We start from the raw sequence: 18,929 nt of genomic DNA on the forward strand, positions 1-18,929 counted from the left end.
GCATTCATCGACCGCCGGTTCAGCGGCGCGGCCGCGCTCGAGCGGCGCATTCGTCAGCGCGAGCGGGCGCGATGCCGCGCGCTGGGCGGCATTGCTTCGCGAAGCGGTTTCAGCCGGCAATGGCGCGACTGGAGGACGACAGCAACACAGGAATGGACTTCGATGTCGGCGTACCGGCGCCGTCCGCAACCGATGACAACGGCACGAGCGGGTTCGTCTCCGGATAGTACGCACCGAGGCAGCCGCGCGGAATGTCGTACTCGACCAGCTTGAATCCGTCCACGCGGCGCTCCACGCCGTCGTCCCATACGCTCGTGATGTCCACGAGTTCGCCCGGCTCGAAACCGAGCATGTCGATATCTTCGCGGTTCGCGAACAGCACGTGCCGTTGCCCGTACACGCCGCGATAACGATCGTCGAGGCCGTAGATCGTCGTGTTGTACTGATCGTGCGAGCGCGTCGTCATGAGCGTCATGAGGCGCTCGCCGTGCATGGCGCGGGCTCGGTGGATCGGCGTATCGACCGCGATCCGGTGCACGATGAATTGCGCCTTGCCGCTCGGCGTCTTCCAGACGCGGTCGCGCGAGGCCACGCCCAGATGGAACCCGCCCGGCTGCTTCAGGCGTTCGTTGTAGCGCTCGAAACCATCGAGCACTTTCTCGATGCCGTCGCGGATCAACGCGTAGTCGCCCGCCTGCGCGCGCCAGTCCACCTTGGCGGAGCCGAGCGTCGCATGCGCCATGCGCGCGACGATCGCCACTTCCGACAGCAGATTCGGCGAGGCCGGCTTGTTCATGCCGTAAGAGATGTGCACCATGCTCATCGAATCCTCGACGGACACGCCTTGCGGCACGCCGTTCTGAAGATCGATTTCCGTGCGGCCGAGCGTCGGCAGAATGAGCGCGTCGCGGCCATGCACGAGATGGCTGCGATTGAGCTTCGTCGTGATGTGCACGGTGAGGTCGCACGAGCGCATCGCTTCCCAGGTGCGCGGCGTGTCGGGCGTCGCGATCGAAAAATTCCCGCCCAGACCGATGAACACCTTCACCTTGCCTTCGAGCATCGCGTGAATGGTTTCGACGACGTCGTAGCCATGCTCGCGCGGCGGCTCGAAATCGTAGGCCGCGCCGAGGCGGTCGAGAAAAGCCTGCGTCGGCTTTTCCTCGATGCCGACCGTGCGGTCGCCCTGCACGTTCGAATGGCCGCGCACCGGGCATAGACCCGCGCCGCGCCGGCCGATATTCCCGCGCATCATCATCAGGTTCGAGAGCAACTGGATCGTCGGCACGGAGTTTTTGTGCTGCGTGAGACCCATGCCCCACGTCGAGATGACGGCGCGGCCTTGCGCGTAGATATCGGCGAGCTTCAGCAGATCGTCCATTTCCACACCCGATTCCGCGATGATCGCGTCCCAGCTTTCGGCGCGCAGATCGTCGGCGAAAGCGTCGAAGCCGGCCGTGTGCTCTGCGATGAAATCGACGTCGAGCACGCGCTCGCCGCCGTTTGCCAGCGCTGCATCGTCCAGTTCGATCACGCGCTTCGCCACGCCCTTGAGGAGCGCGAAGTCGCCGCCGACTTTCGGGCGGATGAACACCGAACTGATTTTCACGCCCTTCGGCGACAGCATGTCGAGCGTGTGCTGCGGGCTGGCGAAGCGTTCGAGGCCGCGCTCCTTCAGCGGGTTGATCGACACGATGGTCGCGCCGCGTTTCGCGCATTCGCGCAACTCGCCGAGCATGCGCGGATGATTCGTCGCCGGATTCTGGCCGAAGAGCAGCAGCGTGTCGGCGTGCTCGAAGTCGTCGAGCGTCACGGTGCCCTTGCCGATGCCGACCGTATGCGGCAGGCCGCGGCTCGTTGCTTCGTGGCACATGTTCGAGCAATCGGGGAAGTTGTTGGTGCCGTACATCCGCACGAACAACTGGTACAGAAACGCGGCCTCGTTGCTCGCGCGGCCCGACGTGTAGAACGCGGCGCGATCCGGATCGTCGAGTTTTTTCAGATGCGAGGCGATCAGTTCGAACGCATCGTCCCATTCGATCGGCACGTAGCGGTCGCGCTTCGCATCGTAGACGAGCGGATCGGTGAGCCGGCCATGCTGCTCCAGCTCGTAATCGGTCTGTGCCATCAGCGATGACACCGTGTGCTCCTCGAAGAACGCGGGCGTCACGCGCTTGCTCGTCGCTTCGGCGGCGACGGCCTTTACGCCGTTTTCGCAGAACTCGAAGGTCGAGCCGTGCTCGCGGTCGGGCCACGCGCAGCCGGGGCAATCGAAACCATCGGGCTGATTCTGCTTGAAAAGTGTCCTGTAGTTGCCGCCCGCCACCTTCTCCTTGACGAGGTTGATGGCGACCTGCTTCAGCGCGCCCCAGCCGGCGGCGGGATGCGTATAGGGTTCGATGCGCTCTTCGGGCTTTTTGAACATGGCGTGTCGGATGAGGCGATTAGCGTGCGATGTTCGAAGCGTACTGTGTTCCGAAACGCGTTCGGCACACAGAAAATGCGAAATAGAAGGGGTACAGTTGCGACGTTTTGCCCTAGACTGGGCGCATCGCGGTTAAAGGACGCCACTCACTTGAAGCTCTACGAGAAACTCGCCGATGAAATCGAGGAAGCCGTGCGGCGCGGCGTGTTCGCGGCGGGCGAGAAAATCGCGTCGGTGCGGCAGGCGAGTCAGCAGCACGGCGTGAGCATCAAGACGGTGCTGCACGCGTATGCGATTCTCGAAAGCCGTGGCATTCTCGAGACGCGTCCGCAGTCCGGCTATTTCGTGCGCGCGAAGCCGCAGGCGGGCGCGGCGCACAGCCAGCCGAAGCGCGTGATCGCGACGGCATTGGAAGTCGATGTGAGCCGCCTCGTGCTCTCGACGTTGCGCAGCATCCGCGCCCACGATGCCGTGCCGTTCGGCTCGCCGTATCCCGATCCCGAGCCGTTTCCGTGGCGGCGCATTAACCAGTACGCGAACGCGATCGCGCGGCGGCAAGCGAGCTGGAATCTCATCGACGATCTGCCGCCCGGCAATCCGCAGCTGATCCGCCAGATCGCGCGGCGTTACGCGGAAAACGGCGTGCCGGTCGATCCGGAGGAGATCGTCATCACTGTCGGCGCGACCGAGGCGATCAATCTGAGCCTGCAAGCGGTCGCGAAGCCGGGCGACACGGTCGCGGTCGAATCGCCGACGTATTACGCGATGCTGCACGCGATCGAGCGGCTCGGCATGCGCGCTATCGAGGTGCCGACGCATCCGGCGGAAGGCATCGACATCGAGGCTTTGGCGCAGATCATCGGGCAACAAACGATCGCCGCGTGCATGGTGATGCCGAACTTCCAGAATCCGCTCGGCTTTCAGATGCCGGACGAGCGCAAGCGTCAGCTCGTCGAGTTGCTGGCGGCGCACGAGATTCCCGTCATCGAAAACGATGTCTATCACGAGCTCTATTACGGCGATGCGCGGCCGTCGACGCTCAAGAACTTCGACACGAAAGGGCTCGTGCTGCATTGCGCATCGTTTTCGAAGAGTCTGACGGCGTCGTACCGGATCGGCTGGGCGATGCCGGGACGATTCCGCGCGCAGGTCGAAAAGCTCAAGTTCCTCAACACGCTGACGACGCCATCGGTGCCCCAGGTCGCGATCGCGGATTATCTGCGGCAGGACGGCTACGACCGGCATCTGCGACGCGTGCGCAAGCTGTATCGGCAGCAGTCGCGCATCATGAGCGCGATGGTCGAGCGCTTCTTTCCGGCGGGCACGCGCACCTCGGCGCCGCAGGGCGGTTACGTGCTGTGGGTGGAACTGCCGGAGCGCGTCGATTCGATGCGGCTTTATCGCGCCGCGCTCGACAGCGGCATCACGGTCGGACCGGGCTACATGTTCTCGACGCGCAATGCGTTCAGCCACTTCATCCGGCTCAATTACAGTTATCCGTGGACCGCGCAGAGCGAGGCGGCGTTGCAGCGGCTCGGCGAACTCGTCGGCGAGATCGGCGCGCGTCCGGGCAAGGATACGAACATGGGAGAACGCATATGAGCGATGACATCGATCCGGCGCTCGTCGCCGTGCTGACGCAGCTTTGGCGCGCGCGGACCGAAACGCCGGAGCGCGCGTGGTCGCTGGCGAAACTGGCGAAACAGTCCGGCTTGCCGATGAGCACGCTGCGGCGGCAATTGACGGGGATCGAGGACGCAGGGCTTGTGGAGGTGAGGGTCGGCGAGGATGGCGCGGGCAGCGCGTGGTTGACGGAGGAGGGCGCGGCGCTTTGCCGTGGCGTGTTCGGCGACGATGAAGCGGCTTCCTGAGTGCGCCGAGTGTGGTCATACTGAGGTAACCACTTCCGGCACGACACCTTGGACATCCACATCACCCTGCACGGCCGCCGCGACCTGACCGGCCAGATCTACGGCCAGTTGCGCGCGGGCATCATCGAAGGGCGGCTCGCCGCGAACGCGCGTCTGCCGTCCACGCGCGATCTCGCCGCGCAGCTCGGCGTCTCGCGCAAGACCACGCTCGATGTCTTCGAGCGGCTCATCGCCGAAGGTTTTCTGCGCACGCGCACGGGCGACGGCACGTTCGTCGCGGATGGCCTCACGCGGCTGCCATCCGCACGCGCCGAGCCGGTTTCAGCCCGCGCTCGCGCCACCGGCATCTGGCGCAAGATGCCCGAGCGCATGGCCATGCCGATGCCGCCCGCCCACGAAACGCTCGACTGCGACTTCCGTGGCGGCGTCACCGACAAATCGCTCTTTCCCTATGACGCGTGGCGTCGCTGTCTGAATCAGGCGCTGCGCACGCAGGCGCGCGCGGATGGCGGCGTCGCGGGCTATCGCGATCCGGGCGGCGAGCAGGCGTTGCGGCTCGGCATCGCGCGCTATCTCGCGTTCAGCCGCGCCGTCGTGTGCAACTGGCAGGACGTGATCGTGACGCAGGGCGCGCAACAGGCGCTCGACCTGCTCGCGCGCGTCACGATCCAGCCGGGCGATGTCGTCGCGGTCGAAGAGCCGGGTTATCCGCCCGCGCGGGCGCTGTTCGCGGCGCTCGGGGCGCGCATCGCGCATGTGCCGGTCGATGGCGAGGGTATCGTGGTGAAGAAGCTGCCGCGCAACACGCGGCTCGTGTACGTGACACCGTCGCACCAGTTTCCGCTCGGCATGCCGATGAGCCTCGATAGGCGCGTCGAACTGCTCGAATGGGCGGCGAAGCGCGGCGCGGTGATCGTCGAGGACGACTACGACGGCGAATTCCGCTTCGAAGGACGGCCGGTCGAATCGCTGAAAAGTCTGGATCGCGCGGGGCTCGTCGCGTATGTCGGCACGTTCTCGAAGACGGTTTTTCCCGATCTGCGGCTCGGCTACGTCGTGCCGCCCGCGACGCTCTCCAAGCCGCTCTGGAACGCGAAGCAGATTTGCGACTGGCACAGTTGCATGCTGACGCAAGCGGCGCTCGGCGCGTTCATGCTCGATGGCGAGTACGCGAAGCATCTGCGCCGCATGCACAAGGCCTACGCCGAACGCCGCGCGCTGTTGATCGAGCGTCTGCGAGGCGCGCTCGCGCCCTGGTTCGAGCCGCTGCCCGCGACGGCCGGCATCCATCTCGTCGCGCGGCTCGCCGGTTCGCTGCGGGAAGACGAAGTCGTCGCGGCGGCGCGCGCGGCATCGGTCGGGCTGTATGGGATTCGCGCGTTCTATGCGGGCGAGCCGGCGCAGCAGGGCGTGCTGCTTGGCTACGGCGGGACGAATGCCGATGCCATCGAGCGCGGCGCGACACGCCTCGCCGCGCTCATGCCGACGCTCGTCCGCTAGATTCGCGGCATCACTGATCGCACAGGAGCAGCAGCTTTTCCTGCGCGGAGCACGCCGCTTTCTTCGGCTTCTGCGCGGCCGCGTCCGGATCACGCGCGGCGACCTTGCGCGCCGGATTCTGCGACTGCTCGGCCGCCGCCGTGCGCTGCGCGATGCACGCGCGCAAGTGCTTTTCCATCGGCGGATAGTATTTCCAGCCCTTCGTGAGCGGCGGCAGTTCGAGATGCACCTGCTTCCACTTCGGATGGCCCTGCGCCTGCAGCGTGTCGAAGTTCGTACACAGCGAATCGGCGAACTTCGACAGCGCGCCGACCGTGCCGCGCAAGCCGTAATCGTAGGTCACGAGAAACGCTTTCACGGTGAGCGTCGGCGTGTCTTCCTGAATCCAGTTCGGATAGCTCGTCGTGCGGATCGTCGCCGGAAAGTAGGTCTGCTTCGCGCGCGCGGTTTCCTGCGCATTCGGATCGAGGCGCAGCAGCTTGATCTGCTTCAGCAGCTCGGGATTCATGTCCTGAAAGAGCTTCGCCGGCTGTCCCGCGACGATCACGGCCACGTCGATCTTGCCGACGATCAGCCGCGCGAGCGAATCCTCGTTGTTGAGGTGCTGCTCGCTGGCATCGGCGATCGGCTCGCCGAACATCAGCCGGTACAGCGTCTCCGCCGATTGCGCCGTGCCGCTGCCGATCGGCCCGACGCTGATGTTCTTGCCCTTGATCTCGTGGATGTATTTCATCGGCGAATCGGCGCGCGTGACGAAGTAAATCTCTTCGTCGTAGAGCGGCATGATGAGCCGCAGCGGCTTGATGATCTTGCCCGCATCGGCGTTGCCCGAGGTCGCCATGTCCATGTACGCCTGATACACGTCCGATTGCACCAGCGCGAACTTCACGCCGGGCTCGTAGCGCATGCGCTGCACGTTCTCCGCCGATCCCTTCGACGGCAGCACTTCCAGTTCGATGCCGGCCGGCTCGGCCACGTACTTCGACAAGTCCTGCCCGATCTGGATATACGTGCCGCGCTCCTGGCCCGTCGTGATCTTGTAGGGAATCGGATCGGCGGCGAAGCTCGATCCCGCTCCGATCAGCCCCGCGATGGCGAGAAGCGTCAGCGCGCCCCGTGCGGCGTTGCGCATGTATTTCGTGGTGAACATGATTGACCCTTAGTCTGAGTTGGACGGGTGCTTTTGAAACTCGCGCATTGCGGAAAACGCTCCGCGTCGCGCGCAATCTGCTCATGGCCGCTGACTGGCACGCCGCTCAAAACGCGAAGGTGCGTGGCGCGTGCTTGCCGTGCGTCGTTGTTGTCTCTGCGTGTTCTTGTACTTGCGTCGTTCTTATAGGTTTTTTCAGCGCGACGGCGGCTTCGAAGCCGAATCGCCGCCGCTCCAGCCGTATTGCTTGATGGCGCGCTCGAGTTCCTCGGACTTGTCGGAGTCGAGATGCGAGCCTGCCGGCATGTTGGCGAACTGGGGCGACGCGCCCGTGCTGGCAGTCGCCTGCGTGCTGCGCGTCGCGACGTTCGTCTGCGCGACCGGTTGCGCCACGGCGGCGGCGGGCGGACGTGGCACGGCTGCCTGCATCGTGGCCGTCGAGGGCGGCAACGCGCTGCTCTGACTGCTGCCGGATTGCGGCGGGCGCGGCACGGGTGTGCGCGTGGCCGGCGCCTGTGCCTGCGGCTGCGGCGGATCTTCGCCAAGGTAGTACGCGCCGCGCGGATTGGCCGGACGGGCGGCCTGCTGCGGCGGCTCGTCGCCGAGATAGTAGGGCGCGCGCGGGTTCGCGGCCCGCGTGCTGGGCGCGGCGGAAGGCTGCGCGTCTTCGTCGCCGATATAGTAGGGCGCGCGCGCCGCCTGCGTGACGGGCGCCGGAGCGGGTTTGGCGGCGGCGGCCGGCTGGGACGGCGCGGGCGCCGCCGCTTGCGTCGTCGTTTGCGGTGCGGGCGCGGGCTTCGTCATCGTCGTGGCGATGGCAGGAGCGGCCGGCGGCGGCGTGATCGTCGTCGCGGTGATCGCGGCGGTCGCCGCCTGGCCGCGCGCGATCTTTTCTGCACGCGATTCGTACGCGGCTTCGTCGTCGGCCTGACGCGCGGCCGCGGCACTGCGCTGCGTGGTGCGCCGGTCCTGTGCCGGCTTCTGAGCGAACATATTCGGCCTCGCGCCCGCTGCAACGTTTGCCTGAGCGGGCGGCTGAATGGGTGCGGCCGCGCCGGCTCTCGGCTGCGCGGTCGCCGCCGTGTTCGTCGTATCCGGCGTATTCGCCACGTCCGCGGCGGGCGCCGTGCCCGGCATCCGTTTGGCGAGCGCGGCTTCTGCCGTTGGCGCGAGCCAGCCCGCGTGCGCGATCACGCGTTCGAGCATCACTTGCGACTCCATGTTGCTGCCGTCGAGCGCGAGCGCCTCGCCTGCGTTCTGCTGCACGCAGGCCCATGCGGAGGTCCGCTCGCACGCACGCGCGAGTTGCAGCGCGGCGTCGCGTTGCGCCTCGCGCTTGACGAGCTCGTCCTTCAGCGCTTCGTATTCCGCCCGCGCCTGTTGCTGCGCGGGAAGTACCTTGAGCCGCGCGCGGGCCGTCGCGAGATCGTGCTGATTCAACGCGGCGCGCACGTCCTGCAGCCCGTTGCCGGATGCGGGCGCGCGGATATCGGCCGGCGCGGGGGTATCGGTTGCGCCGCGCATGAGCGCGCCGACCTTGGAATCGATGACGCCCGAAACACTGTGATCGGCGGATGGCGTGCTGCCGGAGCCGCCATCGGAATCGCCGAGCTGGTAATAGAACATCGCGCCGAGCACCAAGGCGAGACCGCATGCGCCCGCAATGACGGTTTTCTTCGTGTTCCAGCGTTCGGAGGGCAAGGCGTCGGAATCGTTGCTGGAATCGGCATAGGCGTTGCGCGCGGATTCCTCGGCGCGGCGCGCACGATATTCCGCCGCCTTCTGCGCGATGCGCTCGCTTGCGCGCTCCGTCCAGCGCGAGCGCATGCCCGGCTCGACGCGCTCGTCGTCGCCGGAGCCGATCGATGCCGAAGCACCCGATGCGGACGCCGCCGCCGAGGCGAGCGGCGCCGAAGCAGCCTTTTCGAAAACGTTCGCGCGGGACTTGCCCGGCGCGGCCTCGCGCGCGTGGCCGAACGCGGCGCTGCGGTCGGCGCCGCAATTGGGGCAGCTGTCGGCGTTTTTGCGCACCGTGCTGCCGCACCGCTGGCAGACGACGGAGAACATGGATGCGGGAAACGTCAGACGCGTGGTCATGCTGGAGCCCTCGAAGGACATGTGCGTGAGGTTGCCAAAATCGCGTGGCCGCCAATGCGCGCCGAGTCGTCGCGCCTGGTCGCGGGAACGTAGTCCCGCGGCAGCAATCCTTCGTATTCTGTTCCCGCGCGGCGTGCGCCTGCGGAAAACGACATTCCGACTATGGTTCAACCACTATCGGACGTCAATTGCCTTTCGCACCTAGTCCGGGCCGACAGTTTAAGCGACTACACCATTGTGTTTCGCCGCGCCTCGTTTGGCGTCTGGACCGAAGCGTCCGGCGCATGGCCCTGATATCGATGTGAAAGCGTCGGATCGATGCACGTACAACGCCGGATCGGCTCGCGCAGAGCGCTTCGCTTCTCTCGCTCACAATATTTCTGACATTTTGGGATCGCGCCGGCGGTTTTGAACCGCCAATCCTTAGCCGTTAAACGACAAGGGCGCGCGACCGCCGGATAAGCCACTGATGTCAAAGCGATTCGCGCGTGTCATGAAGCGTTGTAACGCGCCCACGCGGGGCGCTTAAACGCGGATTGGCCGCGATCTTCGGCAATTTTCGCGAGATTGATACGGATTCCGAAGCATTGTCCGAAACGAACGGCTTTCGTGTTTCGGGCGATGTCGCCAAGTACAAAAAGGCCGCGGCGCGAACGTCGCGCCGCGGCCTTCATCGGCCTGACAGGCGGCCTTACTCGGCCAGGTGCAGCTTGCCGTCGATACGGCGGTTCAGCCCGAGCGGATTGGCCGTCTTGAGCGCGTCGGGCAACAGCGCGTCAGGCAGATCCTGATAGCTCACCGGACGCAGGAAGCGGTTGATCGCGAGGCTGCCGACCGACGTCGAGCGGCCATCCGCCGTCGACGGGAACGGGCCGCCGTGCACCATCGCGTGACCGACTTCCACGCCCGTGCCGAAGCCGTTCACCAGCAGACGGCCCGTGCGGCGCTCGAGCGCGGGCAGGACGCGCTTGGCATCGGCGTAATCCGCTTCGTCGATGTGCAGCGCCGACGTCAACTGGCCTTCCAGCGATTCGACGAGCTCGAGCATCGTCGCGAGATCCGGGCAGCGCACGACGAGCGACGACGCGCCGAAAATCTCTTCCTGGAGCGCGTGGCTGTTGCGGAAAGCGTCGGCAGTGGTGACGAACAGCGCCGACTGGCCCTGATTGTCGCCCTTCGCCTCGACGCCGCGCGCGGCGGTCGTCACGTTGGCGTGTTCGGCGGCACGCGACACGGCGCCTTGGTATGTCTTGCAGATGCCCGGCGTGAGCATGGTCTGCGCGGCCGTTTCCTGCAATGCAGCCGATGCCGCCGCGATGAACGCGTCGAGATCCGGACCGTCGACGGCGAGCACGAGACCCGGATTCGTGCAGAACTGGCCGGCGCCGAGCACGAGCGACGAAACGAACGCCTTGGCGATGGCTTCGCCGCGATTCTTGAGTGCGTTCGGGAACAGCAGAACCGGGTTGATGCTGCTCATTTCCGCGTAGACGGGAATCGGTTCGGTGCGCGCTGCCGCGATCTTCATGAGCGCCGTGCCGCCGCCGCGCGAACCGGTGAAGCCCGCCGCCTTGATGCGGTTGTCCGCCACGAGACCCTGGCCGACGTCGCGGCCGCTGTCGAACAGCAGCGAGAACGTGCCTTCCGGCAGGCCGCAGTCCTTCACGGCCTTCTGCACCGCGCGGCCGACGAGTTCCGCCGTGCCCGGATGCGCCGAGTGCGCCTTGACGATGACCGGGCAGCCCGCGGCGAGCGCCGAAGCCGTGTCGCCGCCGGCCACCGAGAATGCGAGCGGGAAGTTGCTCGCGCCGAACACGGCGACCGGGCCGACGCCGATATGGCGCAGACGCAGATCGACGCGCGGCAGCGGCTTGCGCTCGGGTTGCGCCGGATCGATGCGCACGCCGAGGAAGTCGCCGTTGCGGACGACATCAGCAAACATGCGCAGCTGGCCGACCGTACGGCCGCGCTCGCCTTCGAGACGCGCGCGCGGCAGGCCGCTTTCGATCATGCAGCGCTCGATCAGGTCATCGCCGATATCGAGAATATTCTGCGCGATCGTTTCGAGGAACTTCGCGCGCGCTTCGGGCGCGGTTTCGCGATAGACGTCGAACGCGGCCCACGCGAGGGCGCAGGCGCGGTCGAGGTCGGCGAGCGTCGCGCCGCCGAAAGCCGGTTCGATGGCCGCGCCGGTCGACGCGTTGACGGCCTTGATCGAGCCGTTCGAGCCGAAGACCGATTCCTGACCGATGAGCAGGTTGCCAGTGAGTTGCATGATGTCTCGTCCTTGCTTGGAGTGATTCGCGGCAGCCGCGCGTACAGGTTGTACGATGACTGCATCATGCCCGACTATACGGCCTCGCGCGGGCGCCTGTATAGTGAAACCTTTCCATCGCTTGATCGCTTTTTGGAATCACCCGCCCTCCCGCAGGCCGAAGGATGAAGAACACGCTCGATGTATTGATGTCGCGGCTGCGCATGAAGCAGTTGCAATTGCTGATCGCACTGGACGACCACAAATCGCTGCACAAGGCGTCGAGCGCGATGGCGATGACACAATCCGCGGCGAGCAAGGCGCTCGCCGAACTTGAATCCATGCTGGAAGCGCCGCTGTTCGAGCGCGCGAAAAGCGGGCTGATTCCGAATCCGTTCGGCCGCTGCGTGGTGCGTTACGCGCGCGTTCTGGCCGCCGATCTGAATGCGCTCTGTCAGGAAGTCGCGCAGATTCGCGCGGGCACGGGCGGGCGGTTGACCGTCGGCACGATCATGGGCGCGGTGCCCGGCGTCGTCGCGCCGATCGTCAACGACATGCACGCGAAGCATCCGGATCTGGCCATCGAAATCGTCGAGGATACGAGCGCGCGCATGCTGCCGATGCTCGACGACGGCCGCGTCGATCTCGTGATCGGCCGCTCGAGCGTGTCCGATCAGCCGACGAAATATCACTATCAGCCGCTCGCGGACGAGCCGCTGTGCATCGTCGTCGGTCAGGGGCACGAGCGCACGGGCGAGCGCCAAGTCGGTTTCGCGGATCTCGCCCGTTACCGCTGGGTCACCTATCCGAGCTACATGCCGATGAGCGCGCTGCTCGAACGCGAACTCGATCTCGCCGGACTGCCGATGCCCTCCAATCCCATTTCCACCGCCTCGCCGCTCATGACGGTGACGCTGCTGCAGGAAAGCGCGGAACTCGTGTCGATTCTCCCGGCGAGCGTCGCGAAGGTGTTCGAGCGCCACGGCATGCTGCGGATTCTGCCGGTGCGCATGAAGTCGAAATCGCAGACATACGGCATCGTCACGCGCAAGGGCGGCGAGTTGTCGCCGGCGGCGCGGCAGTTCGTGCAGATGCTGCGCGAACAGAGCCGCCCGCATTGAACGTCAGCGCGTCGCGACGATGAAAAGTCGCGGGAAGGGCAGGAGCACGCTGCCGTCGTCGAAAACCGGGTATGCGGTTTTCAGGCCTTGGCGATAGCGGTCGAGAAACGCGGTCGTTTCCTGTGCGTCGAGCCTCGCGAGGAACGGCCGCAGCCCCGTGCCCTTGAACCATTCGATGAGCGCATCGACGCCGCCCGCCAGCGGATGATGGTACGTGGTGCGCCACACGTCGACGCGCGCGCACAGCGGCTTGAGCATCGCGTAATACCAGTCCGCCCGAAAACGCGTCGTCCGCTCCGCGCCTTTCAGTTTGTCGCGCCACGGGCCGTCGGCGGCGGCTTCGCGCATCAGCCGGTGCGCGGGCTCGTCGAGATTGTCGGGCATCTGCACGGCGAGCTGCCCGCCGTCCGAGAGCTTGCTGACGAGCGACGGGAACAGCGTCTCGTGATCGGGCACCCACTGCAGCGCGGCGTTCGCGAGGATCAGGTCGAACGGTCCATCGGCGCGCCACGCGGAAATATCGGCGAGCGCGAATTCGACTTGCGCGAGACGCTTCCTGGCTGCGTCGATCATGTCGCTCGAATTGTCGATGCCGATCACGCGCGCGTGCGGCGCATGCGCGGTCAGCGTTTCGGTCGAGTTGCCGGGGCCGCAGCCCAGATCGACCGCCGTGTGCGCGGCGGCTGCGTTCGTCGCGTTCAGAAGATCTCGGACCGGGCGCGTGCGCTCTTCCTCGAACAGCGAATATTGGCGGGCTTGCCAGTCAGCCGATGATGTCGTCATACGTGCTCCGTTCGTTGCGTGTGATCAGGACAGCCGCGATTCTGAACCCGGCCGTTGCCCCGCGTAAAACGAATTTATGCTGCGGATTATTTGGTTTTTCTTATGAAAATCGACACGCTGGGCGTGCAGGCGTTCGTCGCCATCGCCGATCAGGGTAGCTTCAGAGGCGCGGCCGAGCGCCTCAATATCACGCAGACCGCGATTACGCAGCGTTTGCAGAAGCTCGAGGAGTATCTCGGCGTGCCGCTGATCGAGCGCACGACGCGCTCCATGAATCTCACCGAAACGGGACGCATTTTCTTGCCACAGGCGCGGCGTCTGCTCGCCGAATTGTCTGCCGCGCTGATCGAAATCCGCGAGACGGGCATGGCGCAACGCGGCGATGTGTCGATCGCGTGCGTGCCGACCGTCGGCGTGCAATATCTGCCGCGCGTGTTGCGGGCGTACGCCGCGCGCTATCCGCACAACCGCATCCGGATTCTGGATCACGCGTCGTCGGCGGTTGCGCAGGCCGTGCTGCATCGGGAAGTGGAGTTCGGCATCAAGATCGCGGGCGAGCATCATCCGGATCTGCAGACCGAGCCGCTCGTTGCGGACAGCTACGTGCTCGTTTGTCATCGCGATCATCCGCTCGCGCGGCGCAGGCGCATTGCGTGGCGCGCGCTGTCGGACTATCCGCTGATCCTCGCCGGCGATATCAGCGGCAACCGCGCGCTGATCGATGCCGCGCTGGACGGCAGCGGCATCGAACTGCATTCGTTCTACGAAGTGCAGCGCAGTTCGACGGCGCTCGGACTCGTCGCCCAGCGCGTCGGGGCCGCGGTCGTGCCAGCGCTGGCGATCCAGAAGGACGCGTATCCGACCGTGCGCGCGATCGAACTCGTCGAACCGGCGATCACGCGCTCGCTTGTGCTCGTGACGCGCAAATCGGCGTCGCTGTCGCCCGCGGCTCAGGCGCTTTACACGATGCTCGCGAATTCGCGCGACGGCAATGTGAAGGAAATACTGAATCCAGCGGACTAGCGCGTTTTCGGGGGAAAGTCTCGGAAACTTCAAGAGAAAACTCGGGAATGCGCCTTCGACGAAGGCATCCCGCCTATACTGGCGAAGCATTCGCGGGCGGTTCCGGGTGACACCGGGAATTGATTTCGACTGCATATTACGATCACCATGCGCGCCGCGCGCCGGCGCCTTCAGCACTCGGGGATTCGCAGATGGGCGACACGTCAGTCGGCGGCTTGAAGGGTCTCGTGGCCGCATTGCGCGGCCAGCAAGACGCGCTCACCGAGCGGTGGATGAAGCTCGTGTTCGGCGATCAGGAAGTCGAACATTCGGACCAGCTCACCTACCGGCAACTCGCCGACCATCTGCCGAGCATCTTCGACGAAATCTGCATCGTGCTGGAATCGCGCAATCTGCGCGACCAGGAAGGCGCGATCGAGCGCGACGCGCGTCAGCACGGGCAATGGCGCTGGCAGCAGGGTTATCGCGTCGATGAACTGGTGCGCGAGCTCGATCTGTTCCGTCAGGTGCTGCTGCTTGCCATCGGCGAGTACGCGGGCGCGCACGCGGATTTTTCGCGTGAGGACGAAGAGCACGCACGCCTCATGACCGATGAAGTGGTGAGCTTCGTCACGCTCGCGTCGATCCGCGAGGCGATCGGCGAGCGCGATCGCAAGATCGACGAATACACCGGCATGCTGGAGCGCGCGAATTACGAGCTGACGTTGCGGCAGAAGCTCATCAGCGATCTGTACGAAACGCGCATGCAGATCACGCGGCGCGTCGCGCACGATCTGCGCAACTTCCTCAACGTGTTCTCGACAGCGCTGCAACTCGCCACGCGTTCGGCCGCGAAGCGTGAGACGGCGCTCGGTCTCGCGAGCCGGCAGGTGGCCGACATGGCCACGCTCGTCGATGAAATGGTCGAGTACTCGAAAGTGCTCGGCGACGATTCGGTGCTGATCGTCGAACCGTTCGATATCCTCGGTCTCTTCGACGAACTGATGCAGGCGTGCCGCGTCTCGACGGAATCGAAAGGTCTGAAGCTCGTCGGCCATCTCGATCCCGGGCTCGGCGCGGTGACGTCGAACCGGCTGAAGGTGAAGCAGGTCGCGCTGAATCTGCTGTCGAATGCGATCAAGTACACGTCGTCGGGCGAAATTCTGCTGTCGATCGCCACGGTGCCGGGCGATCGCTGGAAGCTGCTCGTCGCTGATACCGGCGTGGGCATCAGCGCGGCGGACCAGGAGCGCGTGTTCGAAGAATTCGAGCGCGCTGCCGATGACGACATTCCCGGCGCGGGGCTCGGGCTTGCCATCGTCAAGGAATTGTCGCGGACGCTGGGCGGCGAGTTGCGGTTCCAGTCGTCGAAGGGACACGGCAGCGTGTTCGAAGTGACGTTCCCGCTGGTGCTCGAACCGAAGGCCGCCGAAGGGCAATGAACAAAAAAAAGCGAACGGGTCGCCCCGTTCGCCTTCCGGTCACTACGACGCCTGATTGACGCTCAGGCCGCCGCTTCTTCTTCGACCACTGCTTCGTCTTCCACCGACGTGCGGATCAGATGATCGAACGCCGAGAGCGCCGCCTTCGCGCCTTCGCCGACCGCGATCACGATCTGCTTGTACGGCACCGTCGTCACGTCGCCCGCGGCGAACACGCCCGGCACCGAGGTTGCGCCCTTCGCGTCGACGACGATCTCACCGTGCTTCGACAACTCCACCGTGCCCTTCAGCCATTCGGTGTTCGGCACGAGGCCGATCTGCACGAACACGCCTTCCAGCTCGACGTGATGGCTCGCGCCCGTCGCGCGGTCCGTGTAGGTGATGCCGTCGACCTTCTTGCCGTCGCCGGAAATCTCCGTGGTTTGCGCGTTCGTGACGATCGTCACGTTCGACAGGCTGCGCAATTTCTTCTGCAGCACGGCGTCGGCGCGCAGTTCGGTGCCGAACTCGATCAGCGTCACCGCCGAAACGAGGCCGGCGAGGTCGATCGCCGCTTCCACGCCCGAGTTGCCGCCGCCGACCACCGCGACGCGCTTGCCCTTGAAGAGCGGGCCGTCGCAATGCGGGCAGTACGCCACGCCGCGTCCGCGATATTCGCGCTCGCCCGGCACGTTGATTTCGCGCCAGCGCGCGCCCGTCGACAGAATCACGGTCTTCGCCTTGAGCACCGCGCCGCTCGCAAGATGAATCTCGTGGATGCGGCCCGGCACGAGCTTCTCGGCGCGCTGCACGTCCATGATGTCGACTTCGTAGTCGTTCACGTGCTGCTCCAGCGCGACCGCGAACTTCGGTCCTTCGGTTTCCTTGATGGAGACGAAGTTTTCGATCGCCATCGTGTCGAGCACCTGGCCGCCGAAGCGCTCGGCGACGACACCCGTCGGGATGCCCTTGCGCGCCGAGTAGATCGCGGCTGCGGCGCCCGCCGGTCCGCCGCCGATGATCAGCGTGTCGAACACCGGCTTGTTCTCGAGTTCCTTCGCCGCACGCGCCGATGCGCCCGTGTCCAGCTTCGCGAGAATTTCCTTCACGCCCATGCGGCCGGAGCCGAAGCTCTCGCCGTTGACGAACATCATCGGCACGGACATGACCTGGCGTTCCTCGACTTCCTGCTGGAACAGCGCGCCGTCGATCGCGACATGCTTGATGCGCGGATTGATGATCGACATCACGTTCAGCGCCTGCACGACTTCCGGGCAGTTCTGGCACGACAGCGAGAAATACGTCTCGAAGGCGAAGTCGCCGTCGAGATTTTTGATCTGCTCGATGGTGGCGTCGTCGAGCTTGATCGGATGGCCGCCGGCCTGCAACAGCGCAAGCACGAGCGACGTGAATTCGTGGCCCATCGGGATGCCGGCGAAGCGGATGCCCGCAGCTTTGCCTGCCTCACCGATGGTGAAGGACGGACGACGCGCGCTGGCGTCCTCTTTCTCGACGACGCTGATCTGCGCAGACAGCGAAGCGATTTCGTCGAGCAGGCTTTTCAGCTCGCGCGACTTGTCGCTGTCGTCGAGGAAGGCGACGAGTTCGATCGGCCGGGTGACTTTTTCCAGATACGCTTTTAATTGATTCTTGAGATTGGCGTCGAGCATGGCGATGTCCGTTCCTTGACTTGGGGTGTTGCGGACGTGCCGCGCCACAGCGCTGCAAAAAAGCGCAGCGCTGGACGAACACGTTTTCTGGGTGAACCTGCCGCTGAACCGCGGCAGGTTCGATACAGCGCTCGTGAAGTACGAGACTTAGATCTTGCCGATCAGGTCGAGCGACGGGGTCAGCGTTTCTGCGCCCGGCGTCCACTTGGCGGGGCACACTTGACCCGGGTTCTTCGCGATGTACTGAGCAGCCTGTACCTTGCGGAGCAGTTCGCCTGCGTCACGGCCGATGCCGTTGTCGTGCACTTCGCACAGCTTGATCTCGCCTTCCGGGTTGATCACGAACGTGCCGCGCAGCGCCAGGCCTTCTTCTTCGATCAGAACGTCGAAGTTGCGCGAGATTGCGAGCGTCGGGTCGGCGAGCATCGGATACGTGATCTTCTGGATCGTGTCCGACGTGTCGTGCCATGCCTTGTGCGTGAAGTGCGTGTCGGTCGAAATCGAGTAGATTTCCACGCCAAGCTTCTTGAATTCTTCGTAGCGGTCAGCCAGGTCGCCCAGCTCGGTCGGGCACACGAACGTGAAGTCGGCCGGGTAGAACACGAACACCGACCACTTGCCCTTCAGGCTTTCATCGGTGACGGTCACGAATTCGCCATTGTGATAGGCGGTTGCTTTGAACGGCTTGACTTGACTGTTGATGATGGGCATTACCAGTTTCCTTTTGGAGTGGTGTTGAAGAAGTAAGTGAACTATACAGGAAAGCTATCGTACCTGCGAAGTGGATTGATTTTATTGTCGGGATAGCTTCGGCCTATCGCGCCGATATTTCACGTTTTCCCGCATGAGGCATTCTGATTGCGTTGGCCTTCACAGGTTCCTCAAAAGGACTTGGATGCTTTCACTTTCATTTCAAGAGAGGCAGTTATGAAAATAGGAATTATCGGCGCCGGAAATATTGGCTCTGTGCTCGCATTGCGCTTCGGTGAGAACGGACACGACGTGCGCATCGCCAACTCGCGCGGGCCGGCGTCGCTTGCGGATATCGAACGCGAAACCGGCGCGACGGCGGTCGAGGCGCGCGAGGCGGTCAAGCATGCCGATGTCATCGTGGTGACGATTCCCGAGGCGAAGGTGCCGAATCTGCCGAAGGACCTGTTCGCGGGCGTGCCGGCGAGCGTCGTCGTGATCGATACGGGCAATTACTATCCGCAGCAGCGCGACGGGCGGATCGACGGCATCGAGAAGGGCACGCCGGAAAGCCGCTGGGTCGAACAGCAGATCGGGCGGCCGGTCGTGAAGGCGTTCAACAATATTTACGCCGACCACCTGAAGAATCGCGGCAAACCTGCGGGCACGGCGGGGCGCATCGCGCTGCCGGTCGCGGGCGACGACGCAAAGGCGAAAGCCGTCGTGATGAAGCTCGTCGATGAAATCGGCTTCGATCCAATCGATGCCGGCGCGATCGACGATTCCTGGCGTCAGCAGCCCGCAACGCCCGTCTATACCGGCGATCTCGACGCCGCCGGCGTGCGCGCGGCGTTGCAGCAGGCCGATCCGGCGCGCAAGCCCGAATGGCGCGCGACGGACAAGAGCCCGGGCACGTTTGACCAACCCGCGTAAAAAGCGCAAGGC

General features: G+C 65.0%; 14 protein-coding genes. 7 read left to right on the forward strand and 7 right to left on the reverse strand.

Translation table 11 applies throughout. From position 1 onward, the window contains the following. Nucleotides 1-109: 109 nt before the first annotated feature. A complete protein-coding gene (locus tag AWB76_RS15255) occupies nt 110-2,425 on the reverse strand; it encodes an FdhF/YdeP family oxidoreductase (protein ID WP_061160968.1) in 2,316 nt (771 codons plus the stop codon). A gap of 150 nt (nt 2,426-2,575) precedes the next feature. Here AWB76_RS15255 and AWB76_RS15260 point away from each other — a divergent pair, with 150 nt between their 5' ends. From AWB76_RS15260 to pdxR, 3 genes are read left to right on the forward strand one after another with little or no spacing between them, the layout of a single operon-like run. Beyond that, nucleotides 2,576-4,027: an aminotransferase-like domain-containing protein gene (locus AWB76_RS15260; protein WP_061160969.1), complete on the forward strand. Its 1,452-nt coding sequence runs from the start codon at nt 2,576-2,578 to the stop codon at nt 4,025-4,027. After that, on the forward strand, nt 4,024-4,296 hold the full coding sequence (locus AWB76_RS15265; protein ID WP_061160970.1) for a helix-turn-helix domain-containing protein: 273 nt from the start codon (nt 4,024-4,026) through the stop codon (nt 4,294-4,296). Before AWB76_RS15260 ends, AWB76_RS15265 begins: the two co-directional genes overlap by 4 nt. A gap of 48 nt (nt 4,297-4,344) precedes the next feature. Then, entirely contained in the window at nt 4,345-5,796 is a 1,452-nt protein-coding gene (pdxR, locus tag AWB76_RS15270; protein WP_061160971.1) for a MocR-like pyridoxine biosynthesis transcription factor PdxR, read from the forward strand. A gap of 10 nt (nt 5,797-5,806) precedes the next feature. On the opposite strand, the gene AWB76_RS15275 is transcribed toward pdxR, so the two are convergent. The 3 genes from AWB76_RS15275 to AWB76_RS15290 all read right to left on the reverse strand — a co-directional run bounded on the left by AWB76_RS15275 (nt 5,807) and on the right by AWB76_RS15290 (nt 11,318). Next, nucleotides 5,807-6,946: a TAXI family TRAP transporter solute-binding subunit gene (locus tag AWB76_RS15275; RefSeq protein WP_082864449.1), complete on the reverse strand. Its 1,140-nt coding sequence runs from the start codon at nt 6,944-6,946 to the stop codon at nt 5,807-5,809. Between the two features lie 195 nt (nt 6,947-7,141). Then, complete coding sequence (locus tag AWB76_RS15280) at nt 7,142-9,043, reverse strand: zinc ribbon domain-containing protein (protein ID WP_061160972.1); 1,902 nt, start codon at nt 9,041-9,043, stop codon at nt 7,142-7,144. A gap of 691 nt (nt 9,044-9,734) precedes the next feature. Then, nucleotides 9,735-11,318: an aldehyde dehydrogenase (NADP(+)) gene (locus AWB76_RS15290; protein WP_061160974.1), complete on the reverse strand. Its 1,584-nt coding sequence runs from the start codon at nt 11,316-11,318 to the stop codon at nt 9,735-9,737. Between the two features lie 164 nt (nt 11,319-11,482). Here AWB76_RS15290 and AWB76_RS15295 point away from each other — a divergent pair, with 164 nt between their 5' ends. After that, nucleotides 11,483-12,418, forward strand: coding sequence for a LysR family transcriptional regulator (locus AWB76_RS15295; RefSeq protein ID WP_061160975.1), 936 nt, complete (start codon nt 11,483-11,485; stop codon nt 12,416-12,418). A gap of 3 nt (nt 12,419-12,421) precedes the next feature. Here AWB76_RS15295 and tam read toward each other — a convergent pair whose 3' ends face one another. After that, complete coding sequence (gene tam, locus AWB76_RS15300; RefSeq protein WP_061160976.1) at nt 12,422-13,201, reverse strand: trans-aconitate 2-methyltransferase; 780 nt, start codon at nt 13,199-13,201, stop codon at nt 12,422-12,424. A 102-nt stretch (nt 13,202-13,303) separates the two neighbouring features. Between tam and AWB76_RS15305 the strand changes: the two genes are divergently transcribed. Next, nucleotides 13,304-14,224 carry a LysR family transcriptional regulator gene (locus tag AWB76_RS15305; RefSeq protein ID WP_061160977.1) on the forward strand — a complete coding sequence of 307 codons (921 nt, stop codon included), beginning with the start codon at nt 13,304-13,306 and terminating at the stop codon, nt 14,222-14,224. A 191-nt stretch (nt 14,225-14,415) separates the two neighbouring features. After that, nucleotides 14,416-15,645, forward strand: a complete 1,230-nt coding sequence (locus tag AWB76_RS15310; RefSeq protein ID WP_061161123.1) for a sensor histidine kinase — start codon at nt 14,416-14,418, stop codon at nt 15,643-15,645. Nucleotides 15,646-15,707: 62 nt separating this feature from the next. On the opposite strand, the gene ahpF is transcribed toward AWB76_RS15310, so the two are convergent. Then, on the reverse strand, nt 15,708-17,294 hold the full coding sequence (ahpF, locus tag AWB76_RS15315; protein WP_061160978.1) for an alkyl hydroperoxide reductase subunit F: 1,587 nt from the start codon (nt 17,292-17,294) through the stop codon (nt 15,708-15,710). Between the two features lie 147 nt (nt 17,295-17,441). Further along, the gene (ahpC, locus tag AWB76_RS15320; RefSeq protein WP_061160979.1) at nt 17,442-18,005 is read right to left on the reverse strand and encodes an alkyl hydroperoxide reductase subunit C; all 564 of its coding nucleotides are present in this window, start codon (nt 18,003-18,005) and stop codon (nt 17,442-17,444) included. A 216-nt stretch (nt 18,006-18,221) separates the two neighbouring features. Between ahpC and AWB76_RS15325 the strand changes: the two genes are divergently transcribed. Beyond that, nucleotides 18,222-18,917, forward strand: a complete 696-nt coding sequence (locus AWB76_RS15325; RefSeq protein ID WP_208606571.1) for an NADPH-dependent F420 reductase — start codon at nt 18,222-18,224, stop codon at nt 18,915-18,917. The last annotated feature ends 12 nt before the right edge of the window (nt 18,918-18,929 follow it).

Source organism: Caballeronia temeraria, assembly GCF_001544795.2.
GTDB classification, from domain to species: Bacteria; Pseudomonadota; Gammaproteobacteria; order Burkholderiales; family Burkholderiaceae; genus Caballeronia; species Caballeronia temeraria.